The following is an 18,813-nucleotide window of genomic DNA, read 5'->3' as shown; positions in this document are numbered from 1 at the left end:
CTGCTGCTGCCACCTTGTGGGACTCGCCCCTGGTTTCAGCCACAGAATAGAGCCTCACCCCAGTCCGCTACCGTCCATCTCCCATGCGCATCCTCCACACCTCCGACTGGCACCTGGGCCAGCACTTCATGGGCAAAAGCCGCCAGGCCGAACACCAGGCGCTGATCGACTGGCTGCTGGCGCAGGTCGACACCCACGCCGTGGATGCAGTGCTCATCGCGGGCGATATTTTTGACACGGGCGCCCCGCCCAGTTATGCGCGCGAGCTGTACAGCGACCTGGTGGTGAAGCTGCACCACGCGGGGGTGGCGCTGCTGCTGCTGGGCGGCAACCACGACTCGGTGGCTACGCTGGGCGAAAGCCGCGCGCTGCTGGCCGTGCTGAGCACCACCGTGGTGGCCGCCGTGGGCACACCAGAAGACCATGTCGTCGTGCTGCCCCAGCGCAATGGCGAGCCCGGCTGCATCGTCTGCGCCGTGCCGTTTGTGCGCCCGCGCGATGTGCTGCAAAGCCAGGCGGGGCAAAGCGCCGAGGAAAAACAGCAAAGCCTGCAAGCCGCCATCCAGGCCTATTACCAAGGCGTGGTGGATGCGGGCCGCGCACAGCAACACGCGTTGCAAAACACGCTGGGCCGCGTGGTGCCGCTGATGGCCACCGGCCACCTCACCACCGTGGGTGCCAGCAGCAATGAATCGGTGCGCGAGATTTATGTGGGCTCGCTTGACGCCTTCCCGACCGCCGCGTTCCCGCCCGTGGACTACATCGCGCTCGGCCACATCCACAAGCCCCAAAAGGTGGGCGGGCTGGACCATATTCGTTATTGCGGATCGCCGATTCCGCTCGGTTTTGACGAAGCCAAACAGCAAAAAGAAGTGCTGCTGGTGAACTTGGACGCGAGCGGCCTCAGCGCGATCACCGCGCTGCCCGTGCCGCGGTTTCAGGCGCTGGCGTCCTGCAGCGGCAACCTCGCCACGCTGGCTGCGGCCATCACGGCAGCGGCCGCCGAGGGCAGCGCGCAGCAGCCCGCGTGGCTGGAGGTGACGGTGGCCGAAGACGACTACCTGACCGACCTGCCCGCCCGCATCGGCGCCATGACGCAAGGGCTGCCGGTGGAGGTGCTGCGCGTGCGCCGCCAGCGTGCCAACGCGGCGGCCACCCTGGCGGCCGAAGCGCTGGCCACGCTGGATGAGCTGAGCCCGGGCGACGTGTTTGAACGGCGCCTGGCGCTCGAAGACCTGGCGCCCGAGCTGCAGCAGGCACTTGCAGCGCGCTTTCGCGAAGTCGTCACCAGCCTGACCGAGGTGGCTGCATGAAGATATTGAAGCTGCGCCTGAAGAACCTGAACTCGCTCCAAGGCGAGTGGGCGATTGACTTCACGCAATCGCCGTTCACCGACAACAGCCTGTTTGCCATCACCGGCCCCACGGGCGCGGGCAAATCGACGCTGCTCGACGCGATTTGCCTGGCGCTGTACCACGAGACACCGCGCCTCAAAAGCGTGAGCAAATCGGCCAACGACATAATGACGCGCCATACCGCCGACTGCCTGGCCGAGGTGGAGTTTGAAGTGAAGGGTGCCGTGTACCGCGCGTTCTGGAGCCAGCGCCGCGCACGCGACAAGCCTGAAGGCGATCTGCAAAACCCCAAGGTCGAGCTGGCCCGCGTCGATGTTGCCACCGGCCTGGGCACCATCGTCAGCAGCCAGAGCAACGACAAGCTCAAACGCGTGGCCGAGATCACCGGGTTGGACTTTGCACGCTTCACCCGCTCGATGTTGCTGGCGCAGGGCGGGTTTGCCGCGTTTTTGAACGCCAGCGCCAACGACCGCGCCGAGCTGCTCGAAGAACTCACCGGCACCGAGATTTATGGCGACATCTCGCGCACGGTGTTCGAGCGCGCACGCGATGCCCAACAGCAGCTCGACCAACTCAAAGCCCGCGCCGATGGCGCAGCGCTGCTGCCCGCCGAGCAGCGCGAAGCCATGGGGGCCGACGTTGACCAATGGGTGCGCAACCTGGGCGCTGTGCAACAGGCGCACGACACGGTGCAGGCAGAGCGCCAATGGCACCTGAACCTGGCGCAAAGCGCGCAAGACCTGCAAGCCACCGAGGCGGCGCAAACCGCCGCCGTGGCCGCTTTACAAGCCGCAGCGCCCGATCTGCAACGCCTGGCCGACAGCGAGCCCGCCCAGGCCCTGCAAGCGCCCCACACCGCGCTGCAGAACGCCGATGCCGCTAACGCTGCCACCGACCGCCTGCTGACCGACCTGCAAGCGCAGCACCAGCAAACCTCTGCCACGCACGCGCAGCACCACCACCTGGCCCACACCTTGGCCCAGCGCATGGCGCGGGCGGCAGACACGCAGTTGGCCCACACCCAGGCCGAACACCAGCGCCACGCAGACTTTTGCGCCGCGCACCCGCAGCACGCCGCGCTGGGCGAGCGCCTGGGCGGCTGGCGCCAGCAGTTTGCGCAGCGCCATAAGCTGCACACCAGCGCGGCAGAGTTGCAAACGGCTTTGGCGACGCTGCAAGCCGACATCACCCAGCGCACCGAACACATCACCCGCCAAACCGCCGTGGTCGATGCCGCCCTGCAGGCGCAGGCCGAATCACAAACTGCGCTGCAAACGGTGCACACCGAACAAGCGCACCGACTGGGTGGCCACACGCTGACGGCATTGCGTGCGCGCTGGCAGGCCGCGCAGGGCGAAGTCGGCGGGTGGTCGCACATCACCCAACTGGGCCAACAGCGCCGCGAACTGGCCGCGCAGCACAACACGTTGGCCGCGCAACTGCAAACGCTGCAAGCAGCCGTCACCCAGCACGAGGCCACACGGCAAGACTTGCGCGCGCAGCACAAGGCGCTCAAAGAGCAGGTGGCAGACAAAGAAAAACTGCTGGCGCAAGAGCGCCGCATCCAAAGCCTGGACCAACACCGCCACGCCCTGCAGCCCGGCGAGGCCTGCCCGCTGTGCGGCGCGGTCGAGCACCCGGCGATTGCGGCGTATGAGGCGCTGGACGTATCGGCCACCGAAGCCGCGCTGCAGCAAAAACAAGCCGCGCTGGATGAGTTGATCGCCCACGGCCAGGCGATTGCGGCCAAGGTCGAAGGCAGCAAAACCCAACTGGAAGAATGCCAGCGCCAACACACAAAAACCGCAGAGCTGATGGATCAGTGGCAAACGCAGTGGGCAACGGCCATCGGTCAAGTCAGCGATGCCCTCACCGCCGACGACTGGCAGCACGCCGACATACTCTCCACCGGGCAACACACCGCCGCCACCACGTTGGCCCAGCGCGGCACCGACCTGCAGGCGGCCGAGGCAGGCGAGCAACGCGCACAGCAGGCGCAAGCGGCGTTCAACCAGTGCGCGCAGGCCGTGCAAGCGGCCAACCACCAGCTCGCCCTGCTCAAGCAAGCCACCCAGGATGCGCAGGCGCGCCAGGCCACGTTGCGGCACACCATCGCCACCACGCAGGAGGACACCGCAGCGCTCGAAGCCGCCCTGCAAACCGCATTGGGCGACGCCGGTCACACACTGCCCGCCGACCCCGCGCCGTGGCTGGCCGCACGCGATGCCGAATGGCAGCACTGGCAGCGCACACAAGCGCAGATGCAAACGCTGGCCCAGGCCATCACCCGCCAGCAGGCACAGCAAGCGGCCGCAAACACCCAGGCAGACGCATGGGCGCAGCGCTGGGCGGCGTTGCAGGCCAGCCTGGGCGGCCAGGCCGAACACCTTCAAGCGCTGGATGACATTGACGATGCCGATGTGCCCACCGCCTTGGCCACCAGCGTGCAAGCCATCGACCAGCTCGCCAAAACCCTGGCCGCGCTGGACGGGCAGCGCACCCAGGCCCACACCACACAGGCCGAGCAAACCACCGCGTTGAACGCCGCTGCGCAGGCCTGGCAAAAGGCCTTGCAAGCCAGCCCCTTCGCCGACCAGGCCGCGTTTGAAGCCGCGCTGCTGCCCGAGCCCGAGCGCCAGCGCCTGGCGGCCGTGAAGCACCACCTGACCACCGCCGAGCAACGCGCCAGCGCCTTGCACGAAGCGGCGCAGGCCAAACACGCCCAGTTGCACGCCAGCAGGCCAGCGCAGACCGCCATGGCGCCGGATCACGAAGCTGGTCAAGAACCCCAAGCACCGCCAACGCTCGATGAACTCAACGCGCGCCTGGCCGACCTGCAAGCGCAGCGCAGCGCCTTCAGCGAACAAATCGGTGCCCACCGCGCCCTGCTCGCCAACGACGACCAACTGCGCACCCAGCAGCAAGCGCTGATGGCGCAGATCACCCACCAAACCGCCGAGTCCGACCTGTGGCAGCGGCTGGACGGCCTCATCGGCTCGGCCAAGGGCGACAAGTTTCGCAAGTTTGCCCAGGGCCTCACGCTCGACCACCTGCTGCAACTGGCCAACCAGCACCTGGCGCGGCTGCACGGCCGCTACCTGCTGCGCCGCAAATCCACCGGCGAGCTGGAGCTGGAAATCGTCGACGCCTGGCAAGGCGACGCCGCCCGCGACACGCGCACCCTCTCGGGCGGCGAAGGCTTCCTGGTCAGCCTGGCGCTGGCCCTGGCGCTATCGGACTTGGTGAGCCACAAAACGTCGATCGACTCGCTCTTTCTCGACGAGGGTTTTGGCTCGCTCGACGGCGACACGCTGGAGATTGCGCTGACGGCGCTGGATTCACTCAACGCCAGCGGCAAGATGATCGGCATCATCAGCCACGTCGAGGCGCTGAAAGAGCGCATCCCCGCGCAGATCCGGGTGGAGAAAGGCGGGGGGATCGGGCACTCGCGGCTGGTGGTGTAGGGCGGGCAGATCCTGTCAATTGATAAGCCCAATAGGCCTCTAGCGCTTATGCAGCAAGCGCAAGCAGCTATCAAAAAGATTCTCAACCTGCTTTCCCGACCTTGTGGGTCTTCTGGGCCTTCTGCTCGGCGAACGCCAGAGGCCCTGCGCAACGCTGCTCAGGGAGCGGCGCAGAACAAGCCCAGATCAGTAAGCGCCCATGAAGTCGCGCTTGCCAATGGGCAAACCGTTGTGGCGCAGGATGTCGTAGGCCGTGGTCACGTGAAAGAAAAACTGCGGCAGGCCGTAGTTGGCCAGATACGTTTGCCCCGTGAGCTTCTTCTCTTTAGGTGTGCCGGGGCGCAAGACGATTTCGGCGGTTTCCTTGCCTTCGAACTGGGCTGCGTTCACGGTGTCCAAAAAGGCCAGCGTCTGCGTCAGCAGCAGATCCAGGTCGGCAAAACTTTTCTCGTTGCCTTCGAACTTGGGCACCTCGACACCCGCCAGCCGCGCCGCAACGCCCCGCGAAAAATCGGCGGCAATCTGCACCTGCTTGAGCAGCGGAAACATGTCGGGCGCCAGCCGCGCCTGCAAGAGGGCATCGGGCTCGATGGACTTGGCGGTGGCGTGTTCGCTGGCCTGCGCAAGAATGGTTTTCAAAGCGGTCAGCATCTGCTTGAAGACGGGGACGGAGTGGGTGTACATAGCGCTGGTCATGGGGGTGCTCCTGTGGGATTGGTGAGGGGGACTTGGGCGGGGCGGCGTTGGAGGCGTAAAACACGTTCCTCTCAGCCGCATCGCCGGAAATACGGATCAGATGGTGGGCCGTATCCTTGGCAATGTGGCCCAGTGTCGCCGCACTCGCCACAGTTCGAGCAACCCTCGGACAATGCCCCCAAGAACGAGTGCGAGACACTGGTGTTCATCCGCGTGTTGGAGGGCATGGAAGCCAAGCTCACCAATGCCAAATAGGCGGCGATGGCCCCATGCTCAGCCCACACCGCATTGCGCGATATCCACGGTTTTCTGGCGCTGGGCGTGCTGGGTGCATGGGAGGGTGGATGGCGAAACACAGCCTCCTGGCGATTGCACAGCCTGTGCAAGCAGCTATCAAAACAGAAATAAAACCCCTGGAGCCGTCAGCCCTGCACCCGCACTTTCCACGCAGCGAATTCCGAAGGCCGCAGGCCGTAGCGGGCCAACACGCCCTCATGCAGGCGGCGCAGTTCATCCACGATCACCGCCTGCACGGCAGCGCGGTCCGGCTCAGGCACACGGTCAGCCACGGCATGCGCAATCACGGTCAGTGCCTCATCCTGCGCATGCGTCACCACCGCGTGGATAGCCTGCTTGATCACATCGCGGTAGGCAAGGCGCAGGGGGTCAGGCTCGGCCAGGTCTTGCTTGATAGCCAGATATTCCTGCGTTGAGCGCTCATAGGCCCACACGAACACATCGCGCAGCAGCTCTACCCGCGTCAACTCGTACACCCCCAAAATCGCGCGGCTATAGGCGGCCTCGGGCACATCCACAAAGGTCAGCGGGCACAGGTTGGCGCGAAACAGCGGCAAGTTGGCGATGAGCCGCGAGGTGCGCTTGTTGATATCGGCAAAGGGCTGCAAATACGGCACGTGCACCAGCATGAAAAACGCCTGCTCAAACGGGTCGTCAATCTGGCTGGCCTTCGTCAGCAGCATGGCCAGCGCCTCGTCGATTTGCTGCGGAACCGACAAGGGGCGAAACACACTCTTGCCAATCTCTACGATGTGCTGGCGAACGCGTCCTTCGTCTGCCGGGTTGGGCAGCAGGTTTTCAGACAACGCAGCGTGCAGGTTCAGCAGCGTGTAGCGGTCAAACCCGGCCGCGCTCGCACTGCCCTGCCGCTCCACGCTCTCCACCAGCAACTCGATGGCGGTCTTGTGGTTCAGGATCATTTGCGTCTCTGTTGCCGCCTTGCCTTGCGCCACCTGCCCGTGCTCAATCAACGCCCGCGTATCGAGCCGCGAATACGTGTTGCCCTCCAGCTGGCTGGACGCCCACGACAGGTCAATCAGCAACCGGTTCAGGATGGCGCGGCTGTAGGTGCCTGCCGGCTCACCGACCTGCGCCGTGTGCCCCATGTTGTGCAACTGGCGGCGCAGCTGTGCAGGCAGATACCAGGTCACATTGGGCTCGTACGCCTGCAGAAAATCGCGCTGATACCCCACCGGCTTGCGCGCCGCCAGGGGCTGGTCCACATAGTCCAGCACATCGCGGCTGTCGGCGGACAAGGGGATGGTGGCAGGGAAGTGGTCCGCCGTGCCTTCCGTCCCGTTCGCCCCATTAACGTTGGGGGCCCGCGCACGACCTCCCAAATACCGCCGCGCCCGCGCCTCGCCCAGCGCCACGATGTGCCCCCCGGCCACCCACCCCGCCAGCCAACGCTGGGCCGTGCGGCGCGATACACCAGGGTGCAGCGCCAACAGCTGCGCCAAACCGAGTCCGTCGGGGGCGTCGTGAATGCTTTGCAGCAAGGGGGCCGCAAGGGATGGGAAGGACAATGGCGCGATTTCTGGCTTCATGGCGCGATTGTGGCGCAATAGAGGCGCAATTGTTGGAACTGCGCCAATCGCGGCCTGCACTCCCTGTTTTTGAGCGACGAAGACATGCCGCGTGGCGAATTCAAGGCTCATGCTGGGCATGAGCGACCAGGGCGCCGCCGCTGCACTGCGCGCACTGGTCAAGCACGGCCTGCCCAAGTCCGACTCGCCACAAGACAAGGTGCGCTTTGGTTTGCCGCAGCACGCGCTGCGCTTCATGTTGCCGCAGCTGCGACCCGAGGCGGAGGCTGATTCGGCTAATTTTTTGAGGCCAAATTGGCCTCTAGCGCAATCACAACAAGCGCTAGCAGCTATCAAAAGCGCAGCGAAATTGGCTTTCGCACCCGCTTTTGAGCCGTATTACGGCGTCATTCGCCGCACACAAAGCGGCGAATAGTTCCCATAATCGCCGCATGCGCCCCCACCGCCCCACCCGCACGCCCCGCTACATCTGGCAATTGTCCGATTGGCCGCACCTTGTTTTTGACGCGGCCGCCCTGGCCGCGCCACTGGCGCAGGTGCACCGCGCACAGGGCATGCTGGCGGGGCGCATGGCAGAGCTGGGGCTGGCGCAGCGCGACCAGGCCACCCTGCAGGTGCTGACGCAAGAAGTCATCACCACCAGCGCCATCGAAGGCGAGCGGCTGGACCTGGACGCCGTGCGATCCTCCGTAGCCCGCAAGCTGGGCCTCGATATTGGAGCCCTGGCCCCCAGTGACCGCCATGTGGACGGCGTGGTGGACGTGGTCCTGGACGCCACCCGCAACTATGCCCAGCCCCTTACCCCCGAGCGCCTGTTTGGCTGGCATGCCGCCCTGTTCCCCACCGGCTACAGCGGGCGCATGCGCATCACCGTGGCCGCATGGCGCACCGATGCCAGCGGCCCCATGCAAGTGGTGTCCGGCCCCGTGGGGCGGGAGAAGGTGCACTTTGAAGCCCCACCCGCCGCCGCCCTGCCCGCGCAAACCCAGGCCTTCTTTGAGTGGTTTGAAGCCGCCCCGGCGGGCGACGCCCTCATCAAAGCCGGGCTGGCCCACCTGTGGCTGGTCACCCTGCACCCGTTTGACGACGGCAACGGCCGCCTGAGCCGCGCCGTGGGCGACATGGCCCTGGCCCGCGCGGAAGAAACGAGTGCCGCCGGGCCGCCCCAAGGCACGAGCGCCCACCCGGGGGGCAGCGACCCGCGCAGCGGCGGAGCGTGGGGGCAACATGCACATCAACGCTTCTACAGCTTCAGCGCCCAGATACAGCGCGAGCGCAAAGACTATTACGACCAGCTAGAGGCCACCCAAAAAGGTCCGCTGGACGTGACCCCGTGGCTGCACTGGTTTCTGGGCTGCCTGCTGCGCGCCGTGCAGGGCACAGACGCCACGCTGGCGGGCGTGCTGGACAAAGCCCAGTTCTGGCAGCGCTGGGCAGGCACGCCCATGAATGCGCGGCAAACCCTGGTGTTGAACCGCGTGCTGGACGGCATGGAAGGCAAGCTGACCAACGCCAAGTGGGCGGCGATGGGCAAATGCTCTGCGGACACGGCGCTGCGGGATATCAACGACCTGTTGACCCTGGGTGTGCTAGCGCGACTGAAAGGTGGCGGGCGGAATACCGCCTACATCTTGGTCAAATAGGCCGATAGCGCTTTAAAAATAAGCGCTGGTAGCTATTAAAAGTGTAGTGCTTGCCTCGCGTGCCAGCGTTGCGTCACCCTCTCCAACAACGCCTGATCTTGGCTATTGATCCGGCACGGTTTATTCCTGAGACACGATATCGTTCACCCTGAGTTTGTCGAAGAGCTTCGACAAACTCCGCGAACGAGGTTCGCGAATAATTCGCGCCGAATCAATAACAACCTCGTTGCATTCATAACCAAAGCAAGCCGTCATAGCGAGGGCGGACTATGTGTTGGACACCTACCTGAACCAACGTCGCTTATTTGCCAGCCTGCTGGACTTTGATGCAATCAAAACTCGCATCGAAGCCTGCTTGGTGTAGGGGGCGTTATGCGCAAACAAGGCGTGCGCCAGGAGAACCTGCGCGGCCCGCACTACCTGTTTTTGAGTGGCGAAGAAATGCCACATAGCGAATTCAAAGCCATGCTCGGCATGAGCGACCGGGGCGCCGCCGTGCATTGGGCGAACGGGTCAAACGCGGCCTGCTCAAGTCAGACTCGCCACAAGGCAAGGTGCGCTTTGGCCTGTCGCAGCACGCGCTGCGCTTTATGTTTCCGCAACTGTGGCCCGAGGCGAAGGCTGATTCGGCGAATGTTTGAGGGGTAAATTGGCTGCTAGCGCATGTGAGATAAACGTATGCAGCTATCAATTTTGAAGTGATATCCCAGTTTGCCACCCTTTGGCACTCCTACCACTTACCCCTGCGCATATCCCACCAGCCGCTGCTCTAGCGTACCGGTTGTAATGCAACCCAAGAATCAATCTGCGTGCCTACATGCCCTGCCTCCAGCAAGCATCACAGCTTGTGGTTACGACCGATCATCCATTTTTGTCGTCAGGATGGCTCATCCGCTCAAAGAGATTTAGGAGTACCTCGGCAACACGTGCCAACGCGAATGCGGCGTAAATAGTATTTGCAACAAGCAGTGTTGACCAAACCATAGACATTGCTGTCCCATCCTCAGGAAGAAAGAAGAACAAAAGCACGCAAACACCCGCCAACAACAGGCAGCCAAGAATTGCCGAGCGGAGATAACGATGTACGCCCGGCATGAGTCCGCTGCTATGCATACGGCGACCAGTCTCAGTTCCTCCAATCGGCAAGAGAATTGAGAGGGCAGTTGTCAAAAAACCCGCACATATTGATGCAGCCGAAAGTAGCGCGCCCAATAGCTCTTTTGAATAGGTACTAGGAATTTTCAAATCTGCATACCACCAGGCTGCACCTCCCCCTACCGCTGCCAGAAACGGTATGGATTTTTCAATTTTGAGGCGCCATTCCATGGTGAAAATCAGATCCAACCCAAAAGGGCTCTGTCCAGCATATCCCAGCGTGATTGGATTGTGTATCGGTGGTCAACCACTTTTAATTCGTCAGCCCTATATTGACGCTTGATTTTGTGTTCAAGCAAATTAATAACTTGATCCTTCTTTCCCGTCGTCGGGTCTTCGCCCGTAACTCTTAATACTGACACCTCGCTCGTCTTTCCAAGCAGAGTATCGACTAGCTCTTTGACAGGCTTGCTTTTTAGAAAGTTCAGCTTCTTCCTGCCAGCATTGGCGCCTAACGATATCGATACACGTTCTGCTTGTGCAGGTCTCGTGGCCAGAGCGATCGCTGTGCCTATTTGACTATTGCTTGTGTCCAAAGCGTCAACTGTCGCTGTAATCTCCACAGAGGTTAAATTTTTCATCCCACCGAGTCGCGTCAGCACACTTGGGTCTAGTTTAGGGTCCACAGAATATGCAAAGTGTCTAGAGCTACCAGGATCCACAGCGTTGAAATACTCTGCCATCCTAGTGGGCCCTATTCCGGCTTGGTTGTTCAATATAAGTAGCCATTTTTTTGAGGGCACGTAGATCGCGGCTGTCTCCTCTCCGAAGTCCTCGTCCTTTTGCATTCGGATGCCTGAAACCGGGGCGGCATTTCCAAGTTTGCCAGGCCCGACCTCGCGCTTCTTAACGAAGTCGAGGTGATACAACTGAGGAAGTTTTGGGTAAGTCCCCGCAGGCATTTTTACGATCTGCTCGAGCCGAATGTCACCGCGCCACCGTTGATCGAGCTTGAGCAAATGAAACTCATCTAACGTATCACTCAGTTTCTGGAATGTTTGAGGTGTCCAGCTGACATCAAACAGATTGATTGTGACCATCTTTGTCATTCTTCTTTTTCTCCAATGCTGATCGAGCGCAAGTCAATTTACTGAGCCATTAACCCCGATGCACGATGGCCTCATTCAGTGCACCAACCACCTGATGAAAGTAGTCTTTCTCATGGGTTGTCAGCGCCTTAGTTTCGCCTCCGGCGGTTCTTAGCATGATGTGGTACTGAGTCTTTTGTAGATATAGCAGCGCCCCCGCAACTGCCATCACAACGATGCCCCACACCACCGAGGTGAACACGATCATCAACCCGATGATAAGAATGAAGATCAGCAGAAACCGGCTTGGAGCTTGGGTCACAGGCGCGACGGATGTCACGTTGCTCATGGCGAATGTCTGTGCGTCCACGACAAAGCGGGCGTTGGTGACCTTGACACTGCCGAGCTCGAAAAACACTTTCTCTTCCATTTGGATCTCCCTCTGTTGTGATTGATCTTGCTCATTTATGTATACATTTGTTAATGCACTGTAGGGTGTGTGGTGGCGGGGCGCAACCTTTGGATGTCAAGGCGAGTGCATAAAGCGAGCCTGCGCGGGGCGGTGGCTGGAGGTGGCCCCACCAGCCACAGGTTCAAGCCAAATTGTCCTCTGGCGCTTATCCATCAAGCGCTAGCAGCTATCAAAACCATATCAACCGAATGGGAGTACGGCAGCCTCCTGTACCGTGTCGCAGCACTTGCAGCCCCTTCGGTTAAATTGCCCCGCATGCCCAACACCCCCGCCCCCGCATCCCTCATCGATTCCCGCCAAGCCGCCTGGCGTCTACTGATCACTCTGGGCTTGGTCGTACTGGGCAACAGCAGCATGTATGTCGTGTCAGTCGTGCTGCCCGCCGTGCAGGCCGAGTTTGGGGTGGGCCGCGCAGATGCGTCGCTGCCCTACACGCTGATGATGGTGTGCCTGGGGATTGGCGGGCTGTGGACGGGGCGGATGGCCGACCGGCATGGGCTGATGCCGGTGCTGTGCGTGGGGGCGGTGGGGGTGTGCGGTGGCTTTGTGTGGGCGGGGCTGTCGGGCAGCATCTGGGGGTTTGGGCTGGCGCACGGGTTGATGGGGCTGATTGGTGCGTCGGCCACGTTTGCGCCGCTGCTGGCCGACACGGCGCTGTGGTGGAACCGGCGGCGTGGCATTGCGGTGGCGATTTGTGCCAGCGGCAACTACATCGCCGGGGCGCTGTGGCCGCCCATCGTGCAGCACGGCATCGACACCATTGGCTGGCGCCACACCTATGTGCTGATGGGGCTGGTGTGCGGCGTGGGCATGCTGCTGTTGGCGCTGCGCATGCGCCAGCGGGCGCCGATGGTGTTGCTGGATACGTCTGCGGTGCCTGCATCGCCCGGGGGTGCGGCGGCTCCCGCGCCTGTGGCGTTGGACCGCAGCCGCCCGTTTGGCCTGCGCCCGGTGCACGCGCAGTTGCTGCTGTGTGTGGCGGGTGTGGCGTGCTGCGTGGCCATGGCGATGCCGCACGGCGTTATAGAAGACGTCAACAGTATTCGATGAAAAATCTCCTGCGGCAGTTCATCAAGTACTTTGTACAATGGTATCTGTTGCTAGGGATGCTTACATGGACGTCTTACATGGACGTCTCCAGAAGAGCAAGATTCGGCGGCGTGAAGGTCTGAAGGGTTTGCAGTCTTACATACGGCCTGTCGGTGCAGGGTGTTCGTCCTGCTGGCCATGATGGCATTCGCGGGTGAGGCTCCTGTCTGCACATCGGGCTTGATGCCCTGTATTCCTATCGGATTGCCCCCACCCCGGTTTGACCTGTTGACCCATCACACAAGCTTCTTGCGTGCTCTCCTTCAAAACGGTTTCCTGGCGTTTGGTGTTCTCAGTTCATTGTGGTGGTCTCAGGCTGCGGCGAGGTCGACCGGATTCCATTTCAGCTGGTCAAAGGCCTTGCCTTTGACCAGGACTGCCCAGACTGTTCGGGCCAGCTTGTTGGCCAGCGCCGCGACCACCACGCTGTATGGGCGGCGCAGTAACAGTCTCTCGATCCAGCCGCTTCGCTGACTCCTGGCAATCACGGCGCGAGCGCCGTGCATCAGCATGGTCCTCACATAAGGGTCTCCGCGTTTGGAGATCCCCAACTGCCGGGTCTTCCCTCCGGTGCCAGTCTGTCGGGGCGTCAGACCCAACCAGGCAGCGAATTGCCTGCCGGACTCGAAGCTGGACAGGTCGGTTGCAGTAGATACCAAGGCTGTCGCCGTCAACGGACCGATGCCCGGTATGGCTTGCAGTGCCAGCATGTGCTGGTTTTGCTTGACCATCGAGGCCAGCCGTTTGTCCAGCTGATCGATATCGCACTGCAGGCTGTCGATACGACGCAGTTGATCCTGAATGCTGACGACCACCACTTCTGGCAGCCGCTGTTCCTGGGCTTTGGCCAGTGCGTCCTGAACGAGCTTGAGCAATGCCCGGTGCCCCTCAGGCAGCACGATTCCGAACTCGTAGAGCAACCCGCGCAGCGCGTTGGTTTGCATGATGCGCACCTTCATGAGCTGAGCGCGCATGCGGTGCAGTGTCAGACAGGCTTGCTGCTGCTCGTTCTTGACAGGTACGGCCTTGATGTGAGGTTGCTGGGCCGCTACCCAGATGGCCTGGGCATCACGGGCGTCAGTCTTGTCGCGCAGCACAAAGGCACGAACATGCTTGGCGGGCAGCAGCTTGACCTCATGTCCCAGCGTCTGCAGCGTTCTGGCCCAGTGGTGCGCACCGCCACAAGCCTCCATCGCGACGAGCGACTTCTGACGATTGGCAAAGAATGTGGTTACTCGATCACGCCTGAGCTTGTGCCGGGTGACCTCGCCTGTCTCGGCATCCACGACGTGCAGCTGGAACACGTGCTTGGCAATATCCAATCCGATGACTGGCAGCGTTGCAGTAAATTGCATGGTGGGGCCTCCGGTTCAAAGGTGGTTGCGACGAACTTCCACTTTGGCACTTTGATGCCGTTACCGCCAGGCCCCACCTTGTATCGGGTCACAGGCCGACGGCGCCAACGGGGTGTAGGTGGAGACGTCCATGCCATCTGCACGAATCCCCGCGTGACGTGCTTGAACATGGGCAAAGCCCAGACAATAAGCACATGAAGCAAAGCAGTCTGGGCCTGAACAACACCACCAAGCGCACGCGCAAGCGTGAATTCCTTGATGCGATGGAAGTGGTGATGCCCTGGACAGAACTGGTCTCGCTGATAGATTCCTACGCCCCCGAGAGCGGGCGCCGGGGCCAGCAGCCCTTTGCAGTGCAGACCCTGCTGCGCATCCATTTCATGCAGCAATGGTTCAAGTTCAGCGATCCAGCGATGCAAGAAGCCCTGCACGATGTGCCAGCCTTTCGCGGCTTTGCAGGCCTGTCCCATTGGGACGAGTACATCCCCAGCGAATCGAGCATCCTGCCCTTTAGGCATCTGCTGGAGCGCCACAAGCTGGCTGATCTGATCCTTGCCACGGTCAATGCACTGCTGCAGGTCCGTGGCGACGCGGGCTACCAAGGGGTGGACAAGCGACCTGATGCCAAACCAACCGTGCACTGGCATGTGGCCCTGAGCCCAAGCTTGCGCCGGTCTTTGGACAAGGACAAGCCGCTGGAGGCGTTGATCGCCCAATTGGAGCGCACCAAGGCCAGCATCCGGGCCAAGGTGGAACACCCGTTCAGGGCAATCAAGCAACAGTTTGGATATGTGAAGGTGCGCTACCGGGGGCTCAAGAAGAACACGGCGCAGATCGTCACGCTGTTTGCGCTGGGCAATCTGTAATTGGCAAGGCACAAGCTGATGTCCTGCATGGGACAGGTGCGCGTGCAAGGGGCGTGATGCCACTGGATCGGGGGGTGAATAGCCCCCGGGCAGAGCTCGCAGAGCTCGCTGCACGCGCGTAACTGCTCAACGTCCGTGCTGTTTTAGTTCAGGCATCAACCTGACACAGTCAGAACCGATTCGTGAAGATTTTCCCTAGCGATGGCGCAATGCCGCTTTCTACATCGGACCGAACGGCGCGAAAGCCAATAGCAGGCGCGAATCAGTTTGGGCGTTGTCGTGAGCATCGGCTTGAATCGCCCCAGGTTTGAATTGCCCCCCCCGAAGTTGGACCTACTTTGTTGGCGCCGATTGAATCTTGACAGTGTGGGGGTGCGGATAAAAATTTGGACTGGTTTTATGCCGCAAGTCCAAGGCTCACCCGGTATTCGATCGGGCTGAGGGCCCCCAGGGAGATCTTGATCCGCTTCTCGTTGTACCAACGGATGTAGTCGTCGAGCACCTCAATGAACTGCTCAACTGTGACGCTCTTCCAGTCCCGAGGATAGAACAGTTCATTCTTCAACCGACCGAAGAAGCCCTCGCACGCTGCGTTGTCAGGCGAGCAGGCCTTGCGGGACATCGAGCGGGTGAGCTTGGCCTCGCTCATTCTGGATAGCCAGCCAGGCCAGCGGTAGTGACCTCCGCGGTCTGAGTGGACCACTGGTCGATCGCTTGTCTCTGTGACGGTCTCGATGGCTGCATCCAGCATGGTGTTGACCAGCTCTGCATCCGGACTCGTGCCGATGGTCCAGCTCACCACCATCCCGTCGATGCGTAATCCAGTTCTTTCGACCAGGTAGTCCAGTACCGCTCACAGTATGACCACTGGTCCTGACCACTGGTCGCGTCTCTCTCTGAGTGAATTTTCAGTAACTCATTGTGGATAACTATTCGCGGCCCAGCGATTGTGAATAACTTGCTTCCAGCATTGAAAACCTATGCTGCTCAGACAGCCCACGCCGTCCTGCGGGCCTACAAGGGAGTGTGAGAGAGTTTGTGCTGAAAAAAACTCCAGCCTGGACAGAAGCCTACAACCAGAACCCACGCTTATTCACATTAGCAAACAGCGCTGAGAGTGCACCGAGATCCTTCGTGTCCAGCAGCATTTCAGTAGTGCCATTGATAGAGGTCGGCAACTGGGTGCCGTGGATTTCTCTCGACTGTTTGAGAACCTGGTCGAGCAAACTGCTTCGGGGAAGGAGTATGTAACGCACCTCGCAGTCCAAGCCATCGGCGAGCTTGGCCAGCGTTTTCAAAGAGATACTTTGATTTGCTTCTGCCTGTTCCAGCTTGCGCACGCCTTGGGCCGTCATTCCGGTACGTGTCCCAAGGGCCGTTGAACTCATGCCTAGGGCGAGGCGGATGGTCTTCACCCAGCCGCACCTCGGTGTGACATCGCGATGCAGCTTCGCGAATTCGCAAAACTGCCGATCAAGTTCTGCCAAGCGAGTGAAATCCAGACGGCTTTTCAATTTTCACGGATTCCTGGAAAGCAACTGAATGGTTGCCAAAGTTATGCAGCGGGGCAACCGGATGCATTCCATTCGCCAGTGGCAACGCTACGAGCGAAATAACGCCTTGGAGCTCGGTTATCTTCGCGCTCCCCGGTTCCGAATGGGACCAAATAGTCTCACATTTCTCGAACAACCAATATGCTGCGTGTGGAAAAAACTACTCTTGGAACATTTGGAGAGCCTGAACTGGCAGGCCTCATCAACTCGCGAGGGTGGAAATCAGTCTTACCTGATGCTCTAGATGATCAGCATCTGCTACTGGTCTCAGAGCAACTGCGGGATTTGCTCGCAGGCAAGGGCTGGGACGATAACCGGGGGCCTGGCAGCGCAGCCCTACCGATCAGTTTGTTGCTGCTGTCGGAGGCCGGCGCCGAGCGAGTGAGTAAGGGCTTTGATGTCGCGATGAGCACATTGCATGAGGCGATGACTCTTCTAAGCATCACTATTGACAGAGAGATCGTGAGCCGGATTCTGCATCGTAAGGATGGCCCCACTGGCGCTGAACTGATGGAAAGCCTGCGTGTTCTTACTCAGAACGACGTCGAACCCGCCCAGTCACCTCGCCCCGCCTAACCTAAGGTCAAAGCTTGGAGGTCGGCCTTCACGATCTCGATGATTTCGTCGAACGATGCCGACTCCAAACCTTGGCAATACGCTGTCGCGATCAGCGTCATAGGATGGATCTGCAAACTCTCAGCCAACCCTTCTATGGTTCGGATACTCGGCACTTGGTGGCCTTGTTCAACGCGGCTGATGTGCCGTCGGCTCGTCGCAAAAAGCATGTCTTCCTGAGTCACACCCCGTGCAGCGCGCAACACTTGAAGCGCGCGACCAAAGTCAGCTTTGGGTCGGAGTTGTTTTCGGGAAGACATACTCCCGATTTCCGCCCAATGAGACCAATAAGACCACGACCAACTAGTCTCATTGCAAATCCCGTCGTAAGAAAATTCTCCGCATCAGGAGTCTTCCCTTGGATGTCGCCCAATGCCTATCGTGTTTCTGGATTTCGACGGTGTTCTACATCCGGAGCATTGCCATGAGTCAAAACACTTTAGCTGCTTACCCGTGTTTGAGAGCGTTCTCAGCCAGGTTCCCGACTGCAAGCTGGTGATCGCGACTACTTGGAGGCTGCAAATTCCAGTAGAGCGTCTTCGAGAAAAACTGGGGCCCAATGTGGCTGCCAAGCTCGTGGGAGTTACCCCCCAATACTGCTATCTTCGCGACGTTCCGCCTACGCTAGTTGGTTACGAGCGGGAAGCCGAATGCCATGCGTGGCGACGGGCCAATCAGGTTCTCAATGAGCCGTGGCTTGCGATTGATGACCGTTCCTGGCTTTACAGGCCGTTTTGCAAATCGCTTTTCCTAACCAACAGCCGCACAGGTTTATGCACCACAAGCGCGGAACGGCTTGTTGCACGGCTTCTGAAGCTTCTTTGAAGACGTGCACCATCAGAAATTGACTGAGCTGCGGTACGGTCTAGACGAAGCAAGCCCCAGGTGCGACCTCTTCAAAAGCATGCCCTTGGGAGCGACGTTTTTGATCATGTGCAGGTCGAATATGAACGACGGCAAAGAAAACGAGTGAAGCGCTGTTGCCAGGGAGCGTTGGCCAGGTAGGTTGCCATTCAATTTGAAGCCCTGCGCCTTCAAGACAGTTGAACGAGCGCAGGAACTGTATCCATCTGTGATCGTGACGGTAAGATGGGACGAGTGATTTCTATGCGCCCGATCCACTCTCTTGAGCCGGGTTGTGCTGCCACACTCTCTCAGTCCCCATGCTCGACGACATAAAAAAAACCCTCTGGGCCACCGCCGACAAGCTGCGCGCCAACATGGACGCTGCCGAATACAAGCACTTGGTGCTCGGTCTCATCTTCGTCAAATACATCTCTGACACCTTCGCCGCCCGCCGGGCCGAGCTGACGGCCCGTCTCACCAACCCAGACGACGAATACTTCTACGGCGATGCTGATCCTGCCGACATCGAAGCCGAGCTGGAAGACCGCGACTATTACAAAGAGGTCAACGTCTTCTGGGTTCCTGAGGGTGCACGATGGGAATCGCTGCGCAATGCCGCCAAGCAGCCCGACATTGGCAAGCGCATTGACGACGCCCTCACGCTGATCGAGGCCGAGAACCCAAAGCTCAAAGGCATTCTCGACAAACGCTATGCCCGCGCGCAGTTGCCCGATGGCGGGGTCCCCTCGTTTTCAGTGCAATAACTGGCGGTACGCAAACCCAGCACTGGCGCGGGGGTGGTGTTGGTAGATCGTTGATTCTGTTGGCTTTC

16 protein-coding genes and 3 pseudogenes are annotated in these 18,813 nt (G+C 60.7%); 10 read left to right on the top strand and 9 right to left on the bottom strand.

Annotation, left to right across the window (positions count from 1 at the left end; translation table 11 throughout):
• Positions 1-83 precede the first annotated feature (83 nt).
• Positions 84-1,313: an exonuclease subunit SbcD gene (gene sbcD, locus C8D04_RS13760; protein WP_116005355.1), complete on the top strand. Its 1,230-nt coding sequence runs from the start codon at positions 84-86 to the stop codon at positions 1,311-1,313.
• The gene (locus C8D04_RS13755) at positions 1,310-4,819 is read left to right on the top strand and encodes an AAA family ATPase (RefSeq protein WP_116005354.1); all 3,510 of its coding nucleotides are present in this window, start codon (positions 1,310-1,312) and stop codon (positions 4,817-4,819) included. The genes sbcD and C8D04_RS13755 overlap by 4 nt, the downstream gene beginning before the upstream one ends.
• A 186-nt stretch (positions 4,820-5,005) precedes the next feature.
• Here C8D04_RS13755 and C8D04_RS13750 read toward each other — a convergent pair whose 3' ends face one another.
• Positions 5,006-5,515, bottom strand: a complete 510-nt coding sequence (locus C8D04_RS13750) for a DUF1993 domain-containing protein (RefSeq protein WP_116005353.1) — start codon at positions 5,513-5,515, stop codon at positions 5,006-5,008.
• A gap of 132 nt (positions 5,516-5,647) precedes the next feature.
• On the opposite strand from C8D04_RS13750, the gene C8D04_RS19135 reads away from it, so the two are divergent.
• Complete coding sequence (locus tag C8D04_RS19135) at positions 5,648-5,770, top strand: hypothetical protein (RefSeq protein WP_255415519.1); 123 nt, start codon at positions 5,648-5,650, stop codon at positions 5,768-5,770.
• A gap of 167 nt (positions 5,771-5,937) precedes the next feature.
• Here C8D04_RS19135 and C8D04_RS13745 read toward each other — a convergent pair whose 3' ends face one another.
• Positions 5,938-7,359 (bottom strand): Fic family protein, encoded by a 1,422-nt coding sequence (locus C8D04_RS13745; protein ID WP_116005352.1) that lies wholly within the window; start codon positions 7,357-7,359, stop codon positions 5,938-5,940.
• Between the two features lie 91 nt (positions 7,360-7,450).
• On the opposite strand from C8D04_RS13745, the gene C8D04_RS19015 reads away from it, so the two are divergent.
• Both C8D04_RS19015 and C8D04_RS13735 read left to right on the top strand, forming a co-directional pair.
• Positions 7,451-7,774: a hypothetical protein gene (locus C8D04_RS19015; RefSeq protein WP_233521179.1), complete on the top strand. Its 324-nt coding sequence runs from the start codon at positions 7,451-7,453 to the stop codon at positions 7,772-7,774.
• Between the two features lie 16 nt (positions 7,775-7,790).
• Positions 7,791-9,002 (top strand): Fic family protein, encoded by a 1,212-nt coding sequence (locus C8D04_RS13735; RefSeq protein WP_116005351.1) that lies wholly within the window; start codon positions 7,791-7,793, stop codon positions 9,000-9,002.
• Between the two features lie 861 nt (positions 9,003-9,863).
• Here the strand turns inward: C8D04_RS13735 and C8D04_RS18600 are convergent.
• Genes C8D04_RS18600 through C8D04_RS13720 form a run of 3 tightly spaced genes read right to left on the bottom strand, consistent with a single transcriptional unit; the run spans position 9,864 to position 11,615 of the window.
• Positions 9,864-10,328, bottom strand: coding sequence for a hypothetical protein (locus tag C8D04_RS18600; protein WP_133243639.1), 465 nt, complete (start codon positions 10,326-10,328; stop codon positions 9,864-9,866).
• An 8-nt stretch (positions 10,329-10,336) separates the two neighbouring features.
• Positions 10,337-11,206 carry a DUF6731 family protein gene (locus tag C8D04_RS13725; RefSeq protein WP_116005350.1) on the bottom strand — a complete coding sequence of 290 codons (870 nt, stop codon included), beginning with the start codon at positions 11,204-11,206 and terminating at the stop codon, positions 10,337-10,339.
• A gap of 49 nt (positions 11,207-11,255) precedes the next feature.
• On the bottom strand, positions 11,256-11,615 hold the full coding sequence (locus C8D04_RS13720) for a DUF6232 family protein (RefSeq protein WP_116005349.1): 360 nt from the start codon (positions 11,613-11,615) through the stop codon (positions 11,256-11,258).
• A gap of 297 nt (positions 11,616-11,912) precedes the next feature.
• Here C8D04_RS13720 and C8D04_RS13715 point away from each other — a divergent pair.
• Positions 11,913-12,704: pseudogene (locus C8D04_RS13715) on the top strand (MFS transporter); the annotation flags it as partial.
• A 353-nt stretch (positions 12,705-13,057) separates the two neighbouring features.
• Here the strand turns inward: C8D04_RS13715 and C8D04_RS13710 are convergent.
• The gene (locus C8D04_RS13710; RefSeq protein ID WP_116005348.1) at positions 13,058-14,101 is read right to left on the bottom strand and encodes an IS110 family transposase; all 1,044 of its coding nucleotides are present in this window, start codon (positions 14,099-14,101) and stop codon (positions 13,058-13,060) included.
• A 194-nt stretch (positions 14,102-14,295) separates the two neighbouring features.
• Here C8D04_RS13710 and C8D04_RS13705 point away from each other — a divergent pair, with 194 nt between their 5' ends.
• Complete coding sequence (locus C8D04_RS13705) at positions 14,296-14,967, top strand: transposase (RefSeq protein WP_116005347.1); 672 nt, start codon at positions 14,296-14,298, stop codon at positions 14,965-14,967.
• Between the two features lie 397 nt (positions 14,968-15,364).
• On the opposite strand, the pseudogene C8D04_RS13700 reads toward C8D04_RS13705, so the two are convergent.
• A pseudogene (locus tag C8D04_RS13700) lies at positions 15,365-15,778 on the bottom strand (IS3 family transposase); the annotation flags it as partial.
• 259 nt (positions 15,779-16,037) lie between these two features.
• Positions 16,038-16,481 carry a helix-turn-helix domain-containing protein gene (locus C8D04_RS13695; protein ID WP_116005346.1) on the bottom strand — a complete coding sequence of 148 codons (444 nt, stop codon included), beginning with the start codon at positions 16,479-16,481 and terminating at the stop codon, positions 16,038-16,040.
• A 180-nt stretch (positions 16,482-16,661) separates the two neighbouring features.
• On the opposite strand from C8D04_RS13695, the gene C8D04_RS13690 reads away from it, so the two are divergent.
• Entirely contained in the window at positions 16,662-17,096 is a 435-nt protein-coding gene (locus C8D04_RS13690; protein ID WP_116005345.1) for a hypothetical protein, read from the top strand.
• Here C8D04_RS13690 and C8D04_RS13685 read toward each other — a convergent pair.
• Positions 17,093-17,395 carry a helix-turn-helix transcriptional regulator gene (locus tag C8D04_RS13685; protein ID WP_116005344.1) on the bottom strand — a complete coding sequence of 101 codons (303 nt, stop codon included), beginning with the start codon at positions 17,393-17,395 and terminating at the stop codon, positions 17,093-17,095. The genes C8D04_RS13690 and C8D04_RS13685 overlap by 4 nt on opposite strands.
• A 112-nt stretch (positions 17,396-17,507) precedes the next feature.
• On the opposite strand from C8D04_RS13685, the gene C8D04_RS13680 reads away from it, so the two are divergent.
• Together C8D04_RS13680 and C8D04_RS13675 are read left to right on the top strand one after the other, a co-directional pair.
• The gene (locus C8D04_RS13680) at positions 17,508-17,960 is read left to right on the top strand and encodes an HAD domain-containing protein (protein ID WP_116005343.1); all 453 of its coding nucleotides are present in this window, start codon (positions 17,508-17,510) and stop codon (positions 17,958-17,960) included.
• Positions 17,961-18,298: 338 nt separating this feature from the next.
• A pseudogene (locus C8D04_RS13675) lies at positions 18,299-18,718 on the top strand (type I restriction-modification system subunit M N-terminal domain-containing protein); the annotation flags it as partial.
• Positions 18,719-18,813 lie beyond the last annotated feature (95 nt).

It is taken from the genome of Simplicispira sp. 125 (assembly GCF_003096555.1).
In the GTDB taxonomy this organism is placed as follows: domain Bacteria; phylum Pseudomonadota; class Gammaproteobacteria; order Burkholderiales; family Burkholderiaceae_C; genus Simplicispira.
Note: the sequence above shows the minus strand (reverse complement) of the source record. Positions and strands in the feature narration are given on the sequence as shown.

What these genes read in the sequence shown, in the direction of transcription:
- sbcD (WP_116005355.1), top strand. Translation starts at nt 84, where the DNA reads ATGCGCATCCTCCACACCTCCGACTGGCACCTGGGCCAGCACTTCATG.
- C8D04_RS13755 (WP_116005354.1), top strand. Translation starts at nt 1,310, where the DNA reads ATGAAGATATTGAAGCTGCGCCTGAAGAACCTGAACTCGCTCCAAGGC.
- C8D04_RS13750 (WP_116005353.1), bottom strand. Translation starts at nt 5,515, where the DNA reads ATGACCAGCGCTATGTACACCCACTCCGTCCCCGTCTTCAAGCAGATG.
- C8D04_RS13745 (WP_116005352.1), bottom strand. Translation starts at nt 7,359, where the DNA reads ATGAAGCCAGAAATCGCGCCATTGTCCTTCCCATCCCTTGCGGCCCCC.
- C8D04_RS13735 (WP_116005351.1), top strand. Translation starts at nt 7,791, where the DNA reads ATGCGCCCCCACCGCCCCACCCGCACGCCCCGCTACATCTGGCAATTG.
- C8D04_RS18600 (WP_133243639.1), bottom strand. Translation starts at nt 10,328, where the DNA reads ATGGAATGGCGCCTCAAAATTGAAAAATCCATACCGTTTCTGGCAGCG.
- C8D04_RS13725 (WP_116005350.1), bottom strand. Translation starts at nt 11,206, where the DNA reads ATGACAAAGATGGTCACAATCAATCTGTTTGATGTCAGCTGGACACCT.
- C8D04_RS13720 (WP_116005349.1), bottom strand. Translation starts at nt 11,615, where the DNA reads ATGGAAGAGAAAGTGTTTTTCGAGCTCGGCAGTGTCAAGGTCACCAAC.
- C8D04_RS13710 (WP_116005348.1), bottom strand. Translation starts at nt 14,101, where the DNA reads ATGCAATTTACTGCAACGCTGCCAGTCATCGGATTGGATATTGCCAAG.
- C8D04_RS13705 (WP_116005347.1), top strand. Translation starts at nt 14,296, where the DNA reads ATGAAGCAAAGCAGTCTGGGCCTGAACAACACCACCAAGCGCACGCGC.
- C8D04_RS13690 (WP_116005345.1), top strand. Translation starts at nt 16,662, where the DNA reads ATGCTGCGTGTGGAAAAAACTACTCTTGGAACATTTGGAGAGCCTGAA.
- C8D04_RS13685 (WP_116005344.1), bottom strand. Translation starts at nt 17,395, where the DNA reads ATGTCTTCCCGAAAACAACTCCGACCCAAAGCTGACTTTGGTCGCGCG.
- C8D04_RS13680 (WP_116005343.1), top strand. Translation starts at nt 17,508, where the DNA reads ATGCCTATCGTGTTTCTGGATTTCGACGGTGTTCTACATCCGGAGCAT.